The following is an 18,680-nucleotide window of genomic DNA, read 5'->3' as shown; positions in this document are numbered from 1 at the left end:
CCCATGACTCGCCCCCGTTTGTTACCCGACAACTTCACCCTGACCCTGATCGGCGTGGTCGCGCTCGCCAGCCTGCTGCCTGCCAGCGGCCAGGTCGCGGTCGGTTTTGGCTGGCTGACCAACATCGCCATCGCGCTGCTGTTTTTCCTGCATGGCGCCAAGCTGTCCCGCGAGTCGATCATTGCCGGTGCCGGGCACTGGCGCCTGCATTTGCTGGTGTTCAGCCTGACCTTCGTGCTGTTCCCGCTGCTCGGCCTGGCGCTCAAGCCGCTGCTGTCGCCGTTGATCGGCAACGACCTGTATATGGGCATGCTGTACCTGTGTGCGCTGCCCGCCACGGTGCAGTCGGCGATTGCCTTTACTTCGCTGGCGCGGGGCAACATCCCGGCGGCGATCTGCAGCGCGGCGGCGTCCAGCCTGTTCGGGATTTTCCTCACGCCCTTGCTGGTGACCCTGCTGCTCAATGTGCACGGCGAAGGTTCATCGACCCTCGACGCCATCCTCAAGATCAGCGTGCAGTTGCTGCTGCCGTTCATTGCCGGGCAGATCGCGCGACGCTGGATCGGCAACTGGGTGGGGCGCAACAAGAGTTGGCTGAAGTTCGTCGATCAGGGTTCGATTTTGCTGGTGGTCTACGGCGCGTTCAGCGAAGCGGTGATCGAAGGCCTCTGGCACCAGATTCCGTTGCTGGACCTGGTCGGGCTGGTGGTGGCGTGCTGCGTGGTCCTGGCGCTGGTGTTGGTGGCCTCGACCGTACTGGGCAAGGCGTTCGGCTTCAATCAGGAAGACCGCATCACCATTCTCTTCTGCGGCTCGAAGAAAAGCCTGGCGACCGGTGTGCCGATGGCGCAGGTGTTGTTTGCCGGTAGCACCATTGGCGTGCTGATCCTGCCGTTGATGCTGTTCCACCAGATTCAACTGATGGTCTGTGCGGTGCTGGCGCAGCGTTTTGCCAATCGGCCGGAATCGATTCCGGAACTGATGGCTCAGGTCGATCCCTGAAACTCCCGGGAACCTGTAGGAGCCAGCCTGCTGGCGATGGATTCAAGTGCGCCGCGTTCATCCAGTTCACACGCGTTATCGTTAACGACCATCGCTGGCAGGCCAGCTCCTACAAAGGACCGCGTTTATCCAGTTCACACGCGTTATCGTTAACGACCATCGCTGGCAGGCCAGCTCCTACAAAGGACCGCGTTCATCCAGTTCACACGCGTTTTCGTTGACGACCATCGCGAGCAAGCTCGCTCCTACAGGAGACCGCGTCTGTAGGAGCGAGCTTGCTAAGCCAGCGCCTGCATTAGCGCTGGTCAGCCGCCAATGGCGGGGTGCGCGGCGGGATCATGCGTTTGCTGCCGGTGGACTCGAACGCCGATGCCAGGTGCAGCAGCGACGAGTCGTCATAGGCGCGCCCGGCGAAGGTCAGGCCGACCGGCATGCCGATGTCCGGCATCACGCCCATTGGCACGGTGACGGTTGGCACGCCGAGGTGACGGATGGCGAGGTTGCCGTTGGCGACCCATATACCGTTGCTCCAGGCGATATCCGCCGACTGCGGATCGACATCGGCATTCGCCGGCGCTACATCGGCGACTGTCGGGAACAGCACCGCGTCGAGGCCCAGGCGATCCATCCAGTCTTCGAGATCGAGCTTGCGGGTCTTCTCAAGCCCGCGCAGGCCGTCGGGCACTGTGCTGATCTGGTCCCACGGCGTGATGCCGCGCTCGGCCATGCGCACGTATTCGTCCATGCCGGCGACCAGGTCGCCCTCGCGGTTGGGCAGGGTGCCCGGGTCGTGAGGGAAGATCTGCGGGCCGTCGACATCGGCCAGGCGATTCAATTTCGGATCGCCGTTGGCCTGCAGGAAGTCATCGAACGCCCAGGCGGTCAGGTCCCACAGTTCATGGTGCAGGAATTCCTTGGAGACGATGCCGCGATTGAACACGGTTGGCGCGCCAGGACGATCGCCTTCGCAATTGGAGACCAGCGGGAAGTCCACGTCGATCACTTGCGCACCGGCGTCTTCGAGGGCCTTGCGCGCCTGTTCCCACAGACCGATCACCGACGGACGGGTAATGATGCGTTGGCCGGTCGGGCCACCGATGCCCGGTGCTTCGGAAGTGCCGGCTTCAGGGTCGGCATTGATGTACATGCGCGGAATGCCGAACTTCTTGCCTTTGAGCGCTTCGCTGTTCGCCGCCAGCGCGGCATAGGATTGCGGGCGTACCTCGGACGATTTCGGAATGGGCACCCAAGGCTGCAAGCGCCACAGGTCACCGCGAGTGTCCGGGTCATCGGCCACCACCACGTCGAGCACTTCGAGCAGGTCGGCCATGGTCCGGGCAAACGGCACGACCACGTCCATGGTCGGGGTCAGCGGCCAGTTGCCGCGTACCGAGATCACGCCGCGCGACGGGGTGTAGGCGCACAAACCGTTGTTCGAAGCCGGGCCGCGACCACTCGACCAGGTTTCTTCCGCCAGACCGAAAGCGGCGAAACTGGCCGCGGTGGCCGTGCCGGCACCGTTCGACGAACCGGAGGCAAAAGGGGCGGTGAGGTAGCCGGCGTTGTACGGGCTCTCGGCGCGGCCGTAGACGCCGCGCTGCATCCCGCCGTTGGCCATTGGCGGCATGTTGGTCTTGCCCAGGCAGATCGCCCCGGCGGCACGCAGGCGTTCGATGGTGAACGCATCGCGATAGGCAACCAGGTCCTTGAAGGCCGGGCTGCCGGAAGCGGCGGTGAGGCCCTTGACCAGATAACTGTCCTTGGCGGTGTAAGGGATGCCGTCCAGCGGACCCAGCGTCTGGCCCTTGGCGCGACGGGCGTCGGCGGCCTGCGCTTCGGCGAGGGCCTCGGGGTTGCGCACCACCACTGCGTTCAGTGCCGTGGGCGTCTCGGGGCCGTCATAGGCATCGATCCGCGCGAGATAGGCCTGGACCAGTTCAACCGAGGTGGTCTGGCCGGATTCGAGCGCGGCGCGCAGCTCGGCAATGGAAACTTCGGTGACTTCGATCATGCTGCCACCGCCGCTTGCAGGTGGAGGGTCCCAAACACTTCACTTTTCTCGAAATGGACTTTCATATCGTTATTCTCGTTGCACTGTGTGGCACGACAGGGTCGGGTGTTAAAAATACTGAGCACTATTTAGCATTAAACCGGGATTTTAGGAATCCGTTGTCCAATTTATCTTACAGGCGACAGAAAAAAGGCCACCACAACCCGACGTTGTGGTGGCCCGAGGGTGACTCATTATAGTGGCCCGCGCGCGCAGGCCAATGGATCAGTGAGCGCCGGCAGCCTTGTTCAGGTCGCTTTCGGCCCATTCGGTGTAGACGCAGGCGTCGGCGGTGGCCCAACGCACCCGCACCGGGTCGCCCGTCTTGAGCGGCATGCCGGCGGCGGACAGAGCCTTGACCGTCATCGAGGTGCCGCCAGCGGTGATCACGCTGCAGGTCTGGCTTTCGCCGAGGAACAGCACTTCCACGACCTTGGCCGAGACTTCGTTCCAGCCGGCGGCCAGCGGTTCGGCGAGGGCTTGTTCATTGCTCAGGGCCAGGGCTTTTTCCGGGCGCACCATCAGCAGTACGTCCTGGTCGGTTTGCAGGCTGGCGGTGAGACGGATCGACAGCGGTTGCCCCTCGAAGGTCGCCACCGCATTACCCTGGGCCTTGAGCTTGAGGAAGTTGGAGTTGCCCAGAAACGAGGCGACAAAGGCGTTCGGCGGGTTCTGGTACAGGTCATAGCCGCTGCCCAGGCCAACGATCTTGCCGTGGCTGAAGATCGCGATGCGCTGGGACAGGCGCATGGCTTCTTCCTGATCATGGGTCACGTAGACGATGGTGATGCCCAGGCGCCGATGCAGCTGGCGCAGTTCATCCTGCAAGTCTTCGCGCAGTTTCTTGTCCAGCGCGCCGAGGGGTTCGTCCATCAGCAAAATGCGTGGTTCGTAAACCAGTGCGCGGGCGATGGCGACGCGTTGTTGCTGACCGCCAGAGAGTTGCGAAGGGCGGCGATGGGCGAATTGCTCAAGCTGCACCAGCTTGAGCATCGCATCGACCCGGCGTTCGCGTTCGGCCGTGGCCAGTTTGCGAATGGCCAGCGGGAAGGCGATGTTGTCGCGCACGGACAGGTGCGGGAACAACGAATAACGCTGGAACACCATGCCGATGTCGCGTTTGTGCGGCGGCACGTTCACCAGCGACTGGTCGTTGACCAGGATCTCGCCGCTGCTCGGCGTTTCGAATCCGGCGAGCATCGACAGCGTGGTGCTTTTGCCCGAGCCGCTGGAGCCGAGGAAGGTGAGGAATTCACCGTCCTTGATGTCCAGCGAGATGTTGTCCACGGCGGCGAAGTCGCCGTAGTGCTTGTTCAGGTTACGCAGGCTGACCAGGGGTTTGTCATTTTGCTGCGCGGAATCTTTGATCACTGCACTCATGTCGTACTCCTGGCGCTCAAGCGCTGATTTCGTTGCGCCGGCGCAGAGCGGCGGCGATCACCATGACCAATACCGAGAGGCCGATCAGCAGCGTCGAGGCGACGGCGATCACGGGCGTCAGGTCCTGGCGCAGGGTGGTCCACATTTTCACGGGAAGGGTTTGCAGGGTCGGGCTGGCCATCATCACGCTCAGCACCACTTCATCCCACGAGACGAGGAAGGCGAAGAGGGCGCCGGCCACCATGCCCGGACGGATCGCCGGGAAGGTCACCTTGAACACCGCTTGCAGGCGCGAGGCGCCGCAGATCACCGCCGCATCCTCGATCGACTGATCGAACAGCTTCAGCGAGTTGATGATCGAGATGATGGTGAACGGCAACGCCACGATCACATGGCTGACCACGAAGGCGAACATGGTCCCGGTGTAGCCCAGTTTCAGGAACAGCGCGTACACCGCCACGGCGATGATCACCAGGGGCACGATCATCGGCAGGGTGAACAGGCCGTAGAGCATTTCCCGGCCGGGGAAGCGGCCACGCACCAGGGCGAACGCGGTGGGCAGGCCCAGCGTGACAGCGAAGAACGTGGTCAGCACCGCGACCTTCAGGCTGGCCATCGCCGCGTTCATCCAGTCGGCGTTGGAGAAGAACTGGCCGTACCATTTCAGCGTCCAGCCCGGCGGCGGGAACACCAGCCATTGCGACGAACCGAACGACAGCAGCACGATGAACACGATCGGCAGCAGCAGGAACAGACCGATCAGCCCGGTGGTGGCATAGAGGCCGAAGCGCATCCGGCGGCTCATGGCATTTGGGGTCAGGAGCATGACGGCTTACCTCGCGTTGCTGGCGCCAACCGGGGATTCCGGCTGGAGCTTCAGGTAGAAGTAGAACAGCACCAGCGTGATCACGATCAGCAACGCGGCGCCAGCGCTGGCCAGGCCCCAGTTGAGGAACGACTGCACCTGCTGAATGATGAACTCGGGGAGCATCATGTTCTGCGCACCGCCCAGCAGTGCCGGGGTCACGTAGTAACCGAGGGACATCACGAACACCATCAGGCCACCGGAGAACAGCCCCGGCCGGCACAGCGGCAGGAACACCCGGAAGAAGTTGGTCCAGGGGCTGGCGCCGCAGATCGAACCGGCCTGCAGGATCATCGGGTCGATGGCCTGCATGGTCGCCTGCAACGGCAGCACGATGAACGGGATCATGATGTAGCTCATGCCGATCACCACGCCGGTGAGGTTGTGCACCATCTCCAGCGGTTGATCGATGATGCCCATGGCCATCAGCGCCTTGTTGATCACCCCGGAGGCTTGCAGCAACACCAGCCAGGAGTAGGTGCGGGCGAGCAGGCTGGTCCACATCGACAACAGCACGATGTTGAGGATCCAGCGCCCCCAGCCACGCGGCACCAGGGTGATCGCCCAGGCCAGCGGGAAGCCCAGCAACAGGCTGAACAGCGTCACCAGGCCCGCCACCGAGAAGGTGTTGAGCAGGACCCGGGCATAGGCCGAGTTGGCGAACAGTTGCTCGTAGTTGCCCAGGCCCGGCACCGGTTCCAGCACGCCGCGCAGCAGCAGGCCAATCAGCGGCGCGAGAAAGAACAGGCCGAGGAACAGCAGGGCGGGGACCAGGTTACTGGCGCCACGCCAACGCTGTTTCAGCGACGGCGAGGGCTGCTTTGCAAGGGTCTGGCCGACTGCCGAACCGGCAGCGCCAATGGCGCTCCCGGAGGCCGTGGAAGGACGAGGCGCAGTTGCCGTCATTTTCATTTGACCAGCCATTCGTTCCACCGTGTCGCAATGGCCGGACCGTTCTTGGCCCAGTATGCGAAATCAAGAGTGATCTGATCCTTTGCATAAGCGGTCGGCAGGTTCGGGGCCAGCGCCGAGTCCAGGCGCGCCACGCTGTCGACGTTGACCGGGGCGTAGGCGGTCAGGTTGGAGAAGTCAGCCTGTCCTTTGGCGCTGCTGGCGTTGGCCAGGAACTTCATCGCCGCGTCCTTGTTTTTCGAACCCTTGGGAATGACCAGGATGTCGGCCATGACCAGGTTCTGTTTCCAGCTTACGCCGACCGGGGCGCCGTCTTCCTGCAGGGCATGAATCCGGCCGTTCCAGAACTGGCCCATGCTCGCTTCACCGGAGGCCAGCAACTGCTGCGACTGCGCGCCGCCGCCCCACCAGACGATGTCTTTCTTGATGGTGTCGAGTTTCTTGAACGCGCGATCCAGGTCCAGCGGATAGAGCTTGTCCGCCGCTACCCCGTCGGCCAGCAGCGCCAGTTCGAGCACGCCAGGGCTTGGCCATTTGTAGAGGGCGCGTTTGCCGGGGTAGGTCTTGGTGTCGAACAGCGCGGACCAGTCCTGAGGCTTGTTGGCGCCGAGCTTGCCTTCGTTGTAGCCGAGGACGAAGGAGAAGAAGAACGAGCCGACGCCGTGATCGCTGACGAAGCGCGGGTCGATCTTGTCGCGCTCGATGACTTTGAAATCGAGGGGTTCGAGCAAGCCTTCGGCGGCGGCGCGCAGGGCGAAGTCGGCTTCGACATCGACCACGTCCCATTGCACGTTGCCGCTTTCGACCATGGCCTTGAGCTTGCCGTAGTCGGTCGGGCCATCCTGCACAACGGTGATGCCGCTGGCCTTGCTGAACGGATCGGCCCAGGCCTGCTTCTGCGCATCCTGGGTGCTGCCGCCCCAACTCACGAAGTTGACGCTTTCAGCCGCCAGCAATGCCTGGCTGGTGACGCTCAGCAGTCCCGCCAAAAGAACCGCGGTCGCACGTTTGTTCAACACCATTTTCACGCCCTCATTGTTGTGTTTATGAGCGGGGCTTTCGAGTGCCCGCCTATCGGGAGCAGTAGGTCCGTCGAGTCAGTACTGACTGTCCGGTCTATGGAATATCATATTATGGTATTCCAAGCTTTGTGCAAGCACTTTGCCGTACCGGCTATCAGCCAAAAGTGGTTTTTCAGTGGTTCTGACTATTGCCCGGTGACGCAATCCCCTGTGGGAGCGAGCCTGCTCGCGAAGGCGGTGTAACAGTCAACGAAGATGTTGGATGTACCGGCCTCTTCGCGAGCAGGCTCGCTCCCACAGGGGGATTGCATTCAGCCGAGGATCACTCGGTGAACGCAATGCTCTCCACCACCTCCAGGTCATACCCGGTCAAGCCCGCATATTTCAACGGCGGGCCGAGGTGGCGCAGCTTGCCGACACCCAGGTTCTGCAGGATCTGCGCGCCAGTGCCCACCTCCGAATAAATCCGCGACTGCGAACGGCTGAACTGCCGGGGCGACTGGGTCAATTGCGGCACGCGTTCCAGCAGCGCCTGGGAGGATTCGTGATTGGCCAGCACCACCACCACGCCGTGGCCTTCGGCGGCGACACGCTGCAAGGCGGCCCACAAGGTCCAGTTGGTCGGCCCGCTGTATTCGGCACCGACCAGGTCGCGCAACGGATCGATCACATGCACGCGCACCAGCGTCGGCTCATCGCGGCGCAGATCGCCCATGACCATGGCCATGTGGACACCGCCTTCGATGCGATCCTCGAAGGTGATCAGACGAAAGGTGCCGTGCACCGTCGGCAAGTCACGTTCACCGATGCGCACGATGGTGTGTTCGGTACTCAGGCGGTAGTGGATCAGGTCGGCGATGGTGCCGATCTTGATCCCGTGCTTGCGCGCGAACACTTCCAGGTCGGGGCGGCGGGCCATGGTGCCGTCGTCGTTCATCACTTCGACGATCACCGAGGCGGGCGTATGGCCGGCCAGGCGGGCCAGGTCGCAACCGGCTTCGGTGTGACCGGCGCGGGTCAGCACACCGCCTTCCCGGGCGCGCAGCGGGAAGATGTGGCCCGGTTGCACGATGTCGGCGGGGCCGGCATTGGCGGCGACGGCGGCGGCCACGGTGCAGGCACGATCGGCGGCGGAGATACCGGTGGTGACACCGACGGCAGCCTCGATGGACACCGTGAACGCGGTGCTGAACACGCTGCCGTTGCTCGGCACCATTTGCTCCAGGCCCAGGCGTTTGCAGTGTTCGTCGGTCAAGGTCAGGCAGATCAGGCCACGGGCTTCACGGGCCATGAAGCTGATCGCCTCGGGTGTGCAGCAGTCGGCGGCCAGCAACAGGTCGCCTTCGTTTTCCCGGTCTTCATCGTCGACCAGCAGGACCATTTTGCCGAGGCGGTAATCTTCGATGATTTCTTCGATGCTGTTGAAGGCCATGCTGGAGTCTCGGTGTTTGTGGGAGGGGTAATGTGGTATACCATAATACAAAACAAACCGAGAGGTCACTATGAAGGCGTACTGGATTGCTCATGTGGATGTCACTGACCCTGATCAATACAGCCAATACACCCGGCGGGCGCCGCAGGCGTTTGCCCTGTATGGCGGTCGGATTCTGGCGCGGGGTGGGCGGAGTGAGGCGATGGAAGGTCGGGCGACGCCGCAGCGCAGTGTGGTGATCGAGTTTGATTCCTATGAGCAGGCGGTGGCTTGTTATCACTCGGCGTTGTATCAGGAGGCGAGGGGGTATCGTGAGGGGGTGGCTTTGGCTGAGGTCATCATTGTCGAAGGCGTGGCGCCGCTTTGAATTGCGAATGTGTACATATCCGTTTCTTCGGTAACGGCGGCTGGCGGTTTCGCCCTTACGGCGAGTCACTTTTAACAAGCGCCTTAAAAGTAACCAAAAACGCTCGCCCCTTACGTACGGCCCCTCGCTGAGGCTCGGGGTTCCTTCGCTCCGGCATTCATCCGAGGGCATTGCCCTCCGGTCGGCTTCGCTTCGACCTACATGCAATGAGTTCGACTGCGTCGAACGGCGCTGCGCGCCCATCCCCGGATGAACACCTCCACTCAGCCTGCCGAGGGGGCGGGTGGATCAAGATCAAGAGCGGCAGGCGAGCTAACGCTCGGCCTGTTGAGTGGTGGGGTCTTATGGCCGACCAATCTCTTTCGGCTAAACACACGCCCCCTGTAGGAGCTGCCGCAGGCTGCGATCTTTTGATCTTGATCTTGCGTCCCTTCGACATTGTCAAAAATCAAAATCAAAAGATCGCAGCCTGCGGCAGCTCCTACAGGGAAACGCATCAGAACCAGGCCGGCATACCACCCGCTCCGCAGATCCCCCCGATGATTATTTTTTGTCGGCCATCGCTTGCGTGTCGCGGTCGATAGTTGGGCACCGTGTCCGGGCTGAGCAAACCTGACCGGAGCCCAATAATGATAAAAAAATGCTCGGCCACAGCCGGAGTCCGCCAACGACTTCACCGGCTTGGCCATACTCGCCCGCAACCTCTTGCATTGGCGATTCTTGCCGTACTCACGGGGCCGGCCTGCGCCACCACCTTTGACCTCAACGAAGACTGGAGTCTGTCGACCAAGACCAGTCTGAGCCTGGGCAGCAGTTGGTCGACGCAAAACCCCGACAAAAGCCTGATGACCCGCGCCAATGCCCTGCAGGCCCAGGGCGTGAATGCCAATGGCAGCAGCGTCAGCGCCGATGACAACCGGCTGAACTTCGAGAAGGGGGATCCCATCTCGCAGCTGTTCAAGGGCCTCACCGATTTCAGTCTCGATGGCCAGGGCCAGGGTGCGTTCCTGCGCTTCAAATACTGGTACGACCACGCCTATGAAACCGGCAATGGCCGCTTCAAGGATTTCGACGATTCGGGCTGGGATGACCTGTCGAAGTTCAAGGGCTTCCAGGTCCTCGACGCCTACGTCTGGAAAGACTTCCAGGTGGCCGAGCATCCGCTGAACGTGAAGGTCGGTAACCAGGTGTTGTCCTGGGGCGAGGCGCTGTTGATCCAGAACGGCATCAACGTGATCAACCCGCTGGACATCTCGGCGTTCAACCGTCCCGGCGTGGAAATCAAGGAAGGCCAGTTGCCGGTGGAGATGGTGTCCTTCAGCTTCGGCCTGACCGACACCACCAACCTCGAAGGTTTCTATCAGTACAACTGGCGGCCCAGTGTCCTCGACGGTTGCGGCACGTTCTTCGCCAGCAGCGACGTGATTCAGCCGGGGTGCGGGCCGCTGTACCTGAGCCAGGTGCAGACCGATGATCAGATGCAGGCCGCGGGTTTGTACGCCACCTCCCGGGGCAATGAGTCGCCGTCCGATTACGGTCAGTTCGGCTTCGCCCTGCGCCAGATGATCCCGGCGCTGAACGATGCCGAAGCGGCGATCTACTACATCAACTATCACTCGCGGTTGCCGTATTTCACCCTCAACGCCAGGAACACTTCCTTGCCCGGCACCTTTCCCGGTGGTACCCAGGCGCCGAGTTATGCGGCGGCCTTCCCGGAAAACATTCACCTGTACGGCATCAGCCTCAACGGCGTCGAACCGGTCACCGGGATTTCCCTGGCCGGTGAGCTGAGCTACCGGCCGAACATGCCACTGGCGATCAACGCACCCGACGTCAACGTCGCCGTGATTTCCGGGCCGGGTGGCAGCTCCTGGGTGCAATTGCCGGACGGCTTCAGCACCACCAATGGCAGTCAGTTCGATGCGTGGGAACGCAAGGGTGTCTGGCAGATGACCGGTTCGGCTACCCAGGCCATCGACAACGTGCTGGGCGCCACGCGCCTGAGCCTGTTCGGTGAAGCCGGGGTCGTGCACATCGACGATCTGGGCGACGAGCGCCTTGGCCGTAACGCCGCGTTCGGCCGCAGTGCTCCTCGCAACGGCACACCGTGCAACACCGTGGCCTCTGGCGTCACCAACCAGTACTGCACCGACAAAGGCTTTGCCACCGAGTGGTCGTGGGGTTATCGCCTGCGCGCCAGCCTCGAATACAGCGATGTGTTGCCGGGCATCAACCTGATTCCGGCCGTCAACTGGCGACATGACGTCGAGGGTTATTCCTACGATCCGCAAGGGCCGTTCCAGGAAGGCCAGCAAGCGCTGGGCGTGAGCCTGACCGGCGTCTACATGAACGATTACAGCGTGGAACTGGCCTACAACGCCTTCTTCGGTTCCAACGACTACAGCACCCTCGACGACCGCGATTTCGCATCCGTCAGCTTCAAGGCAGACTTCTAAGGAGAACCGTTATGCGTATGCAATTGTGCGTGCTGGCCCTGGCCTGCACCGTCGGCCTGGCTCAGGCCAAAGGCACCGATTCGGCGGCCCTGGGCAAGACCCTGACCCCCATGGGCTCGGAAATGGCAGCCAATGCCGACGGCAGCATTCCGGCCTGGACCGGTGGCCTGGCGAGCAACGCCGGCACCGTCGACAGCAAGGGCGGCTACAGCGACCCTTATGCGGCCGAGAAGCCCTTGTTCACCGTCACGGCGAAGAATGTGGCACAGTACGAGAAGTTTCTCAGCCCTGGGCAAATCGCGTTGTTCAAGCGTTTTCCCGACACCTACAAGATGAACATCTACCCGACCCATCGCAGCGCCAACCTGCCCAAGGATGTGCTGGCGGCAAGCCGCGACAACGTGGCCAAGACCAGCATGGCCGATGGTGGCAACGGTCTGCATGACTACGCCAGGGGCATTCCGTTTCCGCTGCCCACCGAAGGCCTGGAGGTGATGTGGAACCACATGACCCGTTATCGCGGCGGCAGCTACGAGCGCATCAGCAGCGCCGCACTGGTGCGTGAAAACGGCGCCACCAGCTATGTGCGCAACCAGTCGCTGATCAACTTCGCCGACACCGTGAGTGGCCTGGAGGCGGGCTCCAACGTGCTGTTCATGTTCAAGAGCCGGGTCCTGGAGCCGGCGCGTCTGTCCGGCGAAGCGGTGCTGGTGCATGAGCCGATCGACCAGGTCGCCGAGCCGCGTTCGGCCTGGCAATACCTGCCGGGGCAACGTCGCGTGCGTCGTGCGCCGATGATCGCCTACGACAACAGCGCCCGTTACAGCAATGGCCTGATCACCGCCGACAACGTCGACGGCTACAACGGCGCGCCGGACCGTTTCGACTGGAAACTGGTGGGCAAGCAAGAGCTGTTCATTCCTTACAACAGCTACAAGATCGGCAGCCGCGACCTCAAGTACGACGCCGTGATCAAGCCCAACCACGTCAACCAGGACCTGGCCCGCTACGAGAAGCATCGGGTGTGGGTGGTGGAGGCGACCCTCAAGCCGGGTGCCCGGCATATCTACGCCAAGCGCCGCTTCTATGTGGACGAGGACAGCTGGCAGATCGCCCAGTCGGACCAGTACGACAGCCGCGGTGAACTGTGGCGCAGCGGTGAACTGCATGCGATTCAGCAGTACGACCACGGCTTCACCTACAACGTGCTGGAAACCTCCTACGACCTGATCTCCGGACGCTACTACGCCGGCGGCCTGGCCAACGAAGAGACCGAACCGATGCGCGTGGGCTTCGCCGCCAAGACCGACGACTACACCCCGTCGGACCTGCGGCGCTGGGCCAAGTAACCATTCGCCAAACCACCGCAAACCCCTTGTGGGAGCGGGCTTGCTCGCGAAAGCGGTGTGTCAGTCAACATCTATGTTAGCTGACACTCCCTCTTCGCGAGCAAGCCCGCTCCCACAGGGACTTGCGGTGAATCGTTGATTCCACAAAGGAGATCTACCGTGCGCTACTGGATATCCGCTCTTGCCCTGGGCGCAAGCCTGGGTACCGTTCACGCTGCAACCCTCGATCAACCCCAGGCGAAGGCACTGGCCCGGGAGGCCTACGTGTTCGCCTACGCCACCGTCGAGCACGACAAAGTGCTCAGCGCCATCGCCGCCAGGCTGCCGTTCAACCGGCTCTACAGCGAACCGCGCTTGCTCGGCCCGCAGGACAACAAAGTGGTGTCGCCGAACAACGACACCTTCTATTCCCGAGCCCTGCTTGATTTGCGCAGCGAACCGATGGTGCTGGACGTGCCGGCCGTGCAGGGGCGCTACTACAGCTTTCAACTGGTCGACATGCGCACCGACAACCTCGACTACATCGGCACCCGCGCCACGGGTGATAAAGCGGGGCGCTACCTGATCGCCGGGCCGGACTGGAAGGGTGAAATGCCATCGGGTTTCAGCGGTGTGATTCGCTCGCCGAGCCGCCTGGTGTTCCTGTTGGGGCGCACCGAGGTCAAGGGCGAAGCCGATCAGAAAGACGCCGCTCAAGTGCTCAAGGGCTACGCCTTGCAACCACTGTCCACCGTGAGCGGCGGCGCGGCGCCTGAACCCTTGGCAGCGCTGCAGCTTCCCGCGTATGCGGACACCAAACAGGGGCCGGCACAGGCGCTGTTCAGCACCTTCAACGCCTTGGCGCCGCTGCACCAGTGGAGCGCCAGCGAGCAGGAAAAACTGGCCCGTTTCGCCGCCATCGGTGTGAAGCCGGGCGCCACATTCCAGGCGCCGGCGGATTTGCACGAAGCCGTCGCCCAGGGCGCCGAAGCCGGTCGCGAGCAAGTGCGCGCAGCGTCCAGCCAACTGTCGGTGGAACAGCAGGGCTGGTTGCCGTCGCCGTCCAACGTCGGCAAGTTCGGCGACGACGACCTGACCCGTGCCGCGGTCGCGTGGCGTTACATCTACGCCAACGATGCGGTGGAAGCGCTGTACCCGATGGCACTGCACGATGCCCAGGGGCAGATGCTCAGTGGCCAGCACGCCTATCGCCTGCATTTCCCCGCCGGGCAATTGCCGCCGGTGAATGCGTTCTGGTCGCTGACCTTGTATGACGGCAAAACCCAACTGCTCGCCGCCAACCCGATCCAGCGTTATGCCCTGGGCGACCGCAGCCCTGGTCTACAATACGATGCCGACGGCGGCTTGACCCTGACCCTGCAAGCCGATGCGCCCAAGGATGCGCCGCAGGGCAACTGGCTGCCGACGCCGCAAGGTCCGTTCAACCTGCTGTTGCGCCTGTACCTGCCCAAGGGCGGGGCACTGGACGGGAGTTATCAGTTGCCGACGATCGCGAGGATCGAATCATGAACCTGATGTTCAGTCGCCGCCGGGTGTTGGGCTCCATGGGGGTATTGGGAGGCAGCCTGATGTTTCCGCGCTGGTTGCTGGCCGCTGATTCCGAAGACCTTCGGCAGATTGCCAAAGAGGCGTGGATTTACGCGTACCCCATGCTCATGCATTACCAGACCATGGAAAAACAGGCGCTCAACGCGTCTGCGCCGGAGTACGTCGGCGGCTTCAATCGCTTTCGCCATTACAGCGAGTTGTACACCCCGAACAACCGCGAAATCGTCACGCCGAACAACGACACGCCGTACTCCTGGGCCTGGCTCGACCTGCGCAGCGAGCCGCAAGTGTTGAGTGTGCCGACCGTGCCTGACGACCGCTATTACGTGCTTCAACTGGTCGACCAGTACACCCACAATTTTGCCTATGTCGGCGTGCTCAGCACCGGGCGCGAAGCGGGAAACTACCTGATCGCCGGACCCGGCTGGCAAGGACAGATACCGGACGGTGTCACGGCCGTGCTGCGCAGCGAAACCGAAATCGTCATGGTGCTTGGCCGAACGGGCCTGAAAAACGCCGGGGACCTGCCGGCGGTGCGTGCCGTGCAGCAGCAATACGAGTTGCGTTCGTTGCATGAATACATCGGCAGTGCACCGCCCGTGGCTGCGCCAGTCATTGACTGGCAACCCTGGGACAGCAAGACCGGGTTGGGGCTTGAGTTTATCCCGGTGTTGAACCAGATCCTCAGCCTGTGTCCGACGCAACCGTCCGAGCAAGCCTTGCGTGCACGCTTTGCGCGGATCGGCATCGTGCCCGGCCAGGGCTTCGACCCGGCGACGTTGCCACCAGCCACGCGCAAGGCACTGCTCGCCGGGATTCAGGACGCCCAGGCGCAACTGCAAGCCGCGGTGAGCCAGGTGCGTACCACCCTCGGCCTGTTCGGCACTCGCGAAGCGCTGGACGGCAATTACCTCAACCGCGCTGTCGCGGCGAATGTCGGCATTTACGGCAACAGTGTGGAGGAGGCCTTCTACACCGGCACTCGTGTGGATAATCAGGGGCAACCCTTGCAGGGCGGGCGAAGCTATCGCCTGCGTTTCGCACCGGGACAATTGCCGCCGGCCAGCGAGTTCTGGTCGCTGACCTTGTATGACTTGCCGGACCGGCAACTGGTGGCCAACCCGATCAATCGTTACTGCCTGAGCAGCCGGGATCATATGCAGATGGACGCGGATGGTGGGTTGACGTTGATCCTGCAGAACGCCACGCCGGCTGAGCAGAGCAACTGGTTGCCGACGCCGGCGAGTGGGGCGTTCACTCTGGTCTTGCGCCTGTATGGGCCTGGGCAGCAGGTGGTCAATCAGCGCTGGCAAATGCCGGTGGTTGAGGTGGTGTCTGCCTGAGCTGCGCTCCTGCATTGGATTTGTGTCGTTCACACCTGTTGTGGACAACCTGGATCCCTGTGGGAGCGGGCTTGCCCGCGAAGGCGGCCTGTCAGGCGGTGTGGATTTTTACGGGTGTACATATCCGTTTCTTCGGTAACGGCGGCTTATGGTTTCGCCCTTACGGCGACTCCCTTTTTTACAAGCGCCTAAAAAAGGAAGCAAAAAACGCTCGCCCCGAACGTACGGCCCCTCGCTGAGGCTCGGGGTTCCTTCGCTGCGGTATTCATCCGGGGGCATTGCCCTCCGGTCGGCTTCGCTTCGACCTACATGCAATGAGTTCGACTGCGTCGAACGGCGCTGCGCGCCCATCCCCGGATGAACACCTCCGCTCAGCCTGCCGAGGGGGCGGGTGGATCAAAATCAAAAGCGGCAGGCGAGCTAACGCTCGGCCTGTTGAGTGGTGAGAAGCGGCGCGGTATGGGCTGCTCTGCTTTTGCTCTTCTGTGGGAGCGAGCCTGCTCGCGAAGGCGGCCTGACAGGCGCAGGTACATCACAGACGAACGAACCCAGCAAACAGGCCGGCCGGTAGGCCGCCTCGCTTTGGCTTTTGAGGTACACGCCCCCTCGAGAGGCCGAGCGGAGGTTCTGCGTAGTGGGCAACCCGGCATGGATGCCGGGTTAGCCGCCGCCGGCCATGGATGGCCGATGGCGGCGGGCCCACGGAGCAGGACCGGAGCGAGGGGATGCCGAGCCTAGGCGAGGCACCGAACGTCAGGGGCAAAGCGCTTTGGTTACTTTCGCGCTTTTCGAAAGTGACCCGCCGTAAGGGCGGAACCATTAGCAGCCGTTACCGCAGAAATGGATATGTACACCCGTAAAAATCCATGCCGCCCCTCAGGGATCAGTGATGTTCACAGCATGTGTGAACGACACAGAGCCAGTATGAGAGCCAACTCGCGAAAGCGGTTTCACGGGGTAACGATATTGAACTGCGGCGCAAACGTATCGAGGCTGGTCATCAACTCTCCAAGCTTCTTGCCATTGCCTTGCAATTTGATCAGGCCTTTCTGGATCGCCGTGGGGATGTCCAGTTGCTTGAGGCTGATCTGTTCCAGGGTGGCCTTGCTCATGGTCACGCTGGCATCCGCCTGGGCGTTGAGGCCGGCGCGGTGGGTCAGCACGCCGTTGCGCAGGGTCAGGTTGAAGTCCATGTTCAGGTCCTCGAAGGTCCAGTTCAGGGTCAGGTCATGGCCCACGGCCTTTTCACTGTCCAGGCGCACCGCCAGGAAGTCGAAGAACATCTGCGGGCTCATCGCCCGCACCATGTCCACCGACACCGAAGTGCCCGCATGGGGCGGCACGCCGTTGCGCAGTTCCATGGCGCCGGTCAGGTACATGTTGCGCCAGGTGGCGTTTTCGCTTTGATAGCCCATCTGCTCCAGCGCCTCGGCCTGGGCTTTGCGCGCATCGCCGTTGTCCGGGTTGGCGAACAGCAATTGATTGCCCAGTTGCGCGGCCCAGCGGTACTCACCCTTGGTCATCGCCGCGCGCATTTTCTCCAGTACCGCCGCTTCGCCACCCATGGCCTCGACCGTGTACTTCGCCGTTTCCACGGGTGGCAGCGGATTGAGGTTGGCCGGGTTGCCGTCATAGAAACCCATGTAGCGCTGATACACCGCTCGGGTGTTGAAGCTCAGCGAGCCGTAGTAGCCACGGGTGTACCACTTCTGGTCCAGGCTGCCGGGCAGTTTCTTGATCGAGTCGGCGATTTCCAGCGGCGTCAGGCCCTGGTTCAGCAGGTGCAGGGTGCGGTCATTGAGGAAGGCGTACATGTCGCGCTGGTCGGCGAGGAAGGTGCGGATGCGTTCGCCGCCCCAGGTCGGCCAGTTGTGCTGGGCGAACAGCACGTCGCTCTTGTCGCCGTACCGCGCCAGGCTGTCGTCCAGGTACTCGGCCCAGGCCTTGGCGTCCCGCACTTGCGCGCCGCGTGGGGTGAGAATGTTGTGCATCATTTGCGTGGCGTTTTCCGCCATGCACAAGGCACGCAATTGCGGCAGGTACAGGTTCATTTCCGCAGGCGCCTCGGTGCCCGGGGTCAACTGGAATTCCACCTCGAGGCCGGCGATGGTGCGGGTCTGCAGTGCCTTGTCGATCAGGTCGGTGGGCGGGATCAGGGTGACGGTGCCGCCGCTCGGCGTGCTCTTGCCCAGGCCGGCATCGACCTGGCCTTTTTCGCCACGGGGCAGCAGGCTGCCGAACTGGAACTGCGCACGGCGGCTCATGGCGTTGCCCGCGTAGACGTTCTCGCTCATCACGTGTTCCATGAACCCGGCAGGGGCGAACACCTTGACCTTGCCGGCCTTGACGTCGGCTTCGTCGATGACCCCGCGCACGCCACCGAAGTGGTCGACGTGGGTGTGGCTGTAGATCACGGCCACCACCGGTTTGTGCGGGCGGTTCTGGTAGTACAGGTCCAGTGCTGCCTTGGCGGTTTCGGCCATGGTCAACGGGTCGATGATGATCAGTCCGTCGTCGCCTTCGATGATGGTCATGTTCGCCAGATCAAGGCCGCGCACCTGATACAAGCGCGGGCTGACTTCGAACAGTCCGGCATGGGCGCTGAGCTGGGCCAGGCGCCAGAGGCTCGGGTTGACCGACTCCGGGGCCTGATCCTTGGCGAGGAAGTCATAGGCCTGGATGTCCCAGATGACCTTGCCCGAGGCGTCCTTGACCTGGCCTTTGAAGGGCGCGATCAGCCCCTTGGTAACCGAGTCATAGTCGGTGCGATCGGTGAAGGGCAGTTGTTTCAGGACGGCGGCGTTACTGGCCGTGGTTTGCGGGCTGGCCGCGACCGGTGCATCGGCGGCGATCACCGATTGCGCCAGGCAGGCGGTGATCAGGCAAGCGAGCAGCCCACGAGGGCTCAAGGTGAAACGAGGCATGGCGTCTCCGTTTTTTATCGTTATGGCTAG

General features: G+C 62.6%; 13 protein-coding genes. 6 read left to right on the top strand and 7 right to left on the bottom strand.

Annotation, left to right across the window (positions count from 1 at the left end; translation table 11 throughout):
* Positions 1-3 precede the first annotated feature (3 nt).
* Positions 4-1,002, top strand: coding sequence for a bile acid:sodium symporter family protein (locus KW838_RS26325; RefSeq protein ID WP_218504021.1), 999 nt, complete (start codon positions 4-6; stop codon positions 1,000-1,002).
* Positions 1,003-1,297: 295 nt separating this feature from the next.
* Here the strand turns inward: KW838_RS26325 and KW838_RS26320 are convergent, their stop codons facing one another.
* The 6 genes from KW838_RS26320 to ribBA all read right to left on the bottom strand — a co-directional run bounded on the left by KW838_RS26320 (position 1,298) and on the right by ribBA (position 8,663).
* Complete coding sequence (locus KW838_RS26320; RefSeq protein WP_218504020.1) at positions 1,298-3,013, bottom strand: amidase; 1,716 nt, start codon at positions 3,011-3,013, stop codon at positions 1,298-1,300.
* A 264-nt stretch (positions 3,014-3,277) separates the two neighbouring features.
* Positions 3,278-4,432, bottom strand: coding sequence for an ABC transporter ATP-binding protein (locus KW838_RS26315; protein ID WP_218504019.1), 1,155 nt, complete (start codon positions 4,430-4,432; stop codon positions 3,278-3,280).
* A 16-nt stretch (positions 4,433-4,448) separates the two neighbouring features.
* The gene (locus KW838_RS26310; protein WP_218504018.1) at positions 4,449-5,258 is read right to left on the bottom strand and encodes an ABC transporter permease; all 810 of its coding nucleotides are present in this window, start codon (positions 5,256-5,258) and stop codon (positions 4,449-4,451) included.
* Between the two features lie 6 nt (positions 5,259-5,264).
* Complete coding sequence (locus KW838_RS26305; protein ID WP_015095695.1) at positions 5,265-6,209, bottom strand: ABC transporter permease; 945 nt, start codon at positions 6,207-6,209, stop codon at positions 5,265-5,267.
* Positions 6,206-7,231 (bottom strand): ABC transporter substrate-binding protein, encoded by a 1,026-nt coding sequence (locus tag KW838_RS26300; protein WP_102701563.1) that lies wholly within the window; start codon positions 7,229-7,231, stop codon positions 6,206-6,208. The genes KW838_RS26305 and KW838_RS26300 overlap by 4 nt, the downstream gene beginning before the upstream one ends.
* A gap of 322 nt (positions 7,232-7,553) precedes the next feature.
* Entirely contained in the window at positions 7,554-8,663 is a 1,110-nt protein-coding gene (ribBA, locus tag KW838_RS26295) for a bifunctional 3,4-dihydroxy-2-butanone-4-phosphate synthase/GTP cyclohydrolase II (RefSeq protein WP_126045298.1), read from the bottom strand.
* Positions 8,664-8,733: 70 nt separating this feature from the next.
* On the opposite strand from ribBA, the gene KW838_RS26290 reads away from it, so the two are divergent.
* The 5 genes from KW838_RS26290 (at position 8,734) to KW838_RS26270 (ending at position 15,726) form a co-directional block, all read left to right on the top strand.
* The gene (locus KW838_RS26290; protein ID WP_095967716.1) at positions 8,734-9,030 is read left to right on the top strand and encodes a DUF1330 domain-containing protein; all 297 of its coding nucleotides are present in this window, start codon (positions 8,734-8,736) and stop codon (positions 9,028-9,030) included.
* A gap of 629 nt (positions 9,031-9,659) precedes the next feature.
* Complete coding sequence (locus tag KW838_RS26285) at positions 9,660-11,486, top strand: DUF1302 domain-containing protein (RefSeq protein WP_218504017.1); 1,827 nt, start codon at positions 9,660-9,662, stop codon at positions 11,484-11,486.
* An 11-nt stretch (positions 11,487-11,497) separates the two neighbouring features.
* Complete coding sequence (locus KW838_RS26280; protein WP_218504016.1) at positions 11,498-12,835, top strand: DUF1329 domain-containing protein; 1,338 nt, start codon at positions 11,498-11,500, stop codon at positions 12,833-12,835.
* A gap of 159 nt (positions 12,836-12,994) precedes the next feature.
* Positions 12,995-14,344 (top strand): DUF1254 domain-containing protein, encoded by a 1,350-nt coding sequence (locus KW838_RS26275; protein WP_218504015.1) that lies wholly within the window; start codon positions 12,995-12,997, stop codon positions 14,342-14,344.
* Entirely contained in the window at positions 14,341-15,726 is a 1,386-nt protein-coding gene (locus KW838_RS26270) for a DUF1254 domain-containing protein (RefSeq protein ID WP_218504014.1), read from the top strand. Before KW838_RS26275 ends, KW838_RS26270 begins: the two co-directional genes overlap by 4 nt.
* A gap of 950 nt (positions 15,727-16,676) precedes the next feature.
* Here the strand turns inward: KW838_RS26270 and KW838_RS26265 are convergent.
* The gene (locus tag KW838_RS26265; RefSeq protein ID WP_218504013.1) at positions 16,677-18,650 is read right to left on the bottom strand and encodes an alkyl/aryl-sulfatase; all 1,974 of its coding nucleotides are present in this window, start codon (positions 18,648-18,650) and stop codon (positions 16,677-16,679) included.
* Positions 18,651-18,680: the final 30 nt, after the last annotated feature.

It is taken from the genome of Pseudomonas sp. PDM27 (assembly GCF_019219205.1).
In the GTDB taxonomy this organism is placed as follows: domain Bacteria; phylum Pseudomonadota; class Gammaproteobacteria; order Pseudomonadales; family Pseudomonadaceae; genus Aquipseudomonas; species Aquipseudomonas laurylsulfatiphila.
This window is presented reverse-complemented; position numbering and strand designations above follow the sequence as displayed.

Excerpts from the sequence above, each read along its gene's own strand:
- KW838_RS26315 (WP_218504019.1), bottom strand. The coding sequence starts at position 4,432 with ATGAGTGCAGTGATCAAAGATTCCGCGCAGCAAAATGACAAACCCCTG.
- KW838_RS26310 (WP_218504018.1), bottom strand. The coding sequence starts at position 5,258 with ATGCTCCTGACCCCAAATGCCATGAGCCGCCGGATGCGCTTCGGCCTC.
- KW838_RS26280 (WP_218504016.1), top strand. The coding sequence starts at position 11,498 with ATGCGTATGCAATTGTGCGTGCTGGCCCTGGCCTGCACCGTCGGCCTG.
- KW838_RS26270 (WP_218504014.1), top strand. The coding sequence starts at position 14,341 with ATGAACCTGATGTTCAGTCGCCGCCGGGTGTTGGGCTCCATGGGGGTA.
- ribBA (WP_126045298.1), bottom strand. The coding sequence starts at position 8,663 with ATGGCCTTCAACAGCATCGAAGAAATCATCGAAGATTACCGCCTCGGC.
- KW838_RS26265 (WP_218504013.1), bottom strand. The coding sequence starts at position 18,650 with ATGCCTCGTTTCACCTTGAGCCCTCGTGGGCTGCTCGCTTGCCTGATC.
- KW838_RS26325 (WP_218504021.1), top strand. The coding sequence starts at position 4 with ATGACTCGCCCCCGTTTGTTACCCGACAACTTCACCCTGACCCTGATC.
- KW838_RS26285 (WP_218504017.1), top strand. The coding sequence starts at position 9,660 with ATGATAAAAAAATGCTCGGCCACAGCCGGAGTCCGCCAACGACTTCAC.
- KW838_RS26290 (WP_095967716.1), top strand. The coding sequence starts at position 8,734 with ATGAAGGCGTACTGGATTGCTCATGTGGATGTCACTGACCCTGATCAA.
- KW838_RS26320 (WP_218504020.1), bottom strand. The coding sequence starts at position 3,013 with ATGATCGAAGTCACCGAAGTTTCCATTGCCGAGCTGCGCGCCGCGCTC.
- KW838_RS26300 (WP_102701563.1), bottom strand. The coding sequence starts at position 7,231 with ATGGTGTTGAACAAACGTGCGACCGCGGTTCTTTTGGCGGGACTGCTG.
- KW838_RS26305 (WP_015095695.1), bottom strand. The coding sequence starts at position 6,209 with ATGAAAATGACGGCAACTGCGCCTCGTCCTTCCACGGCCTCCGGGAGC.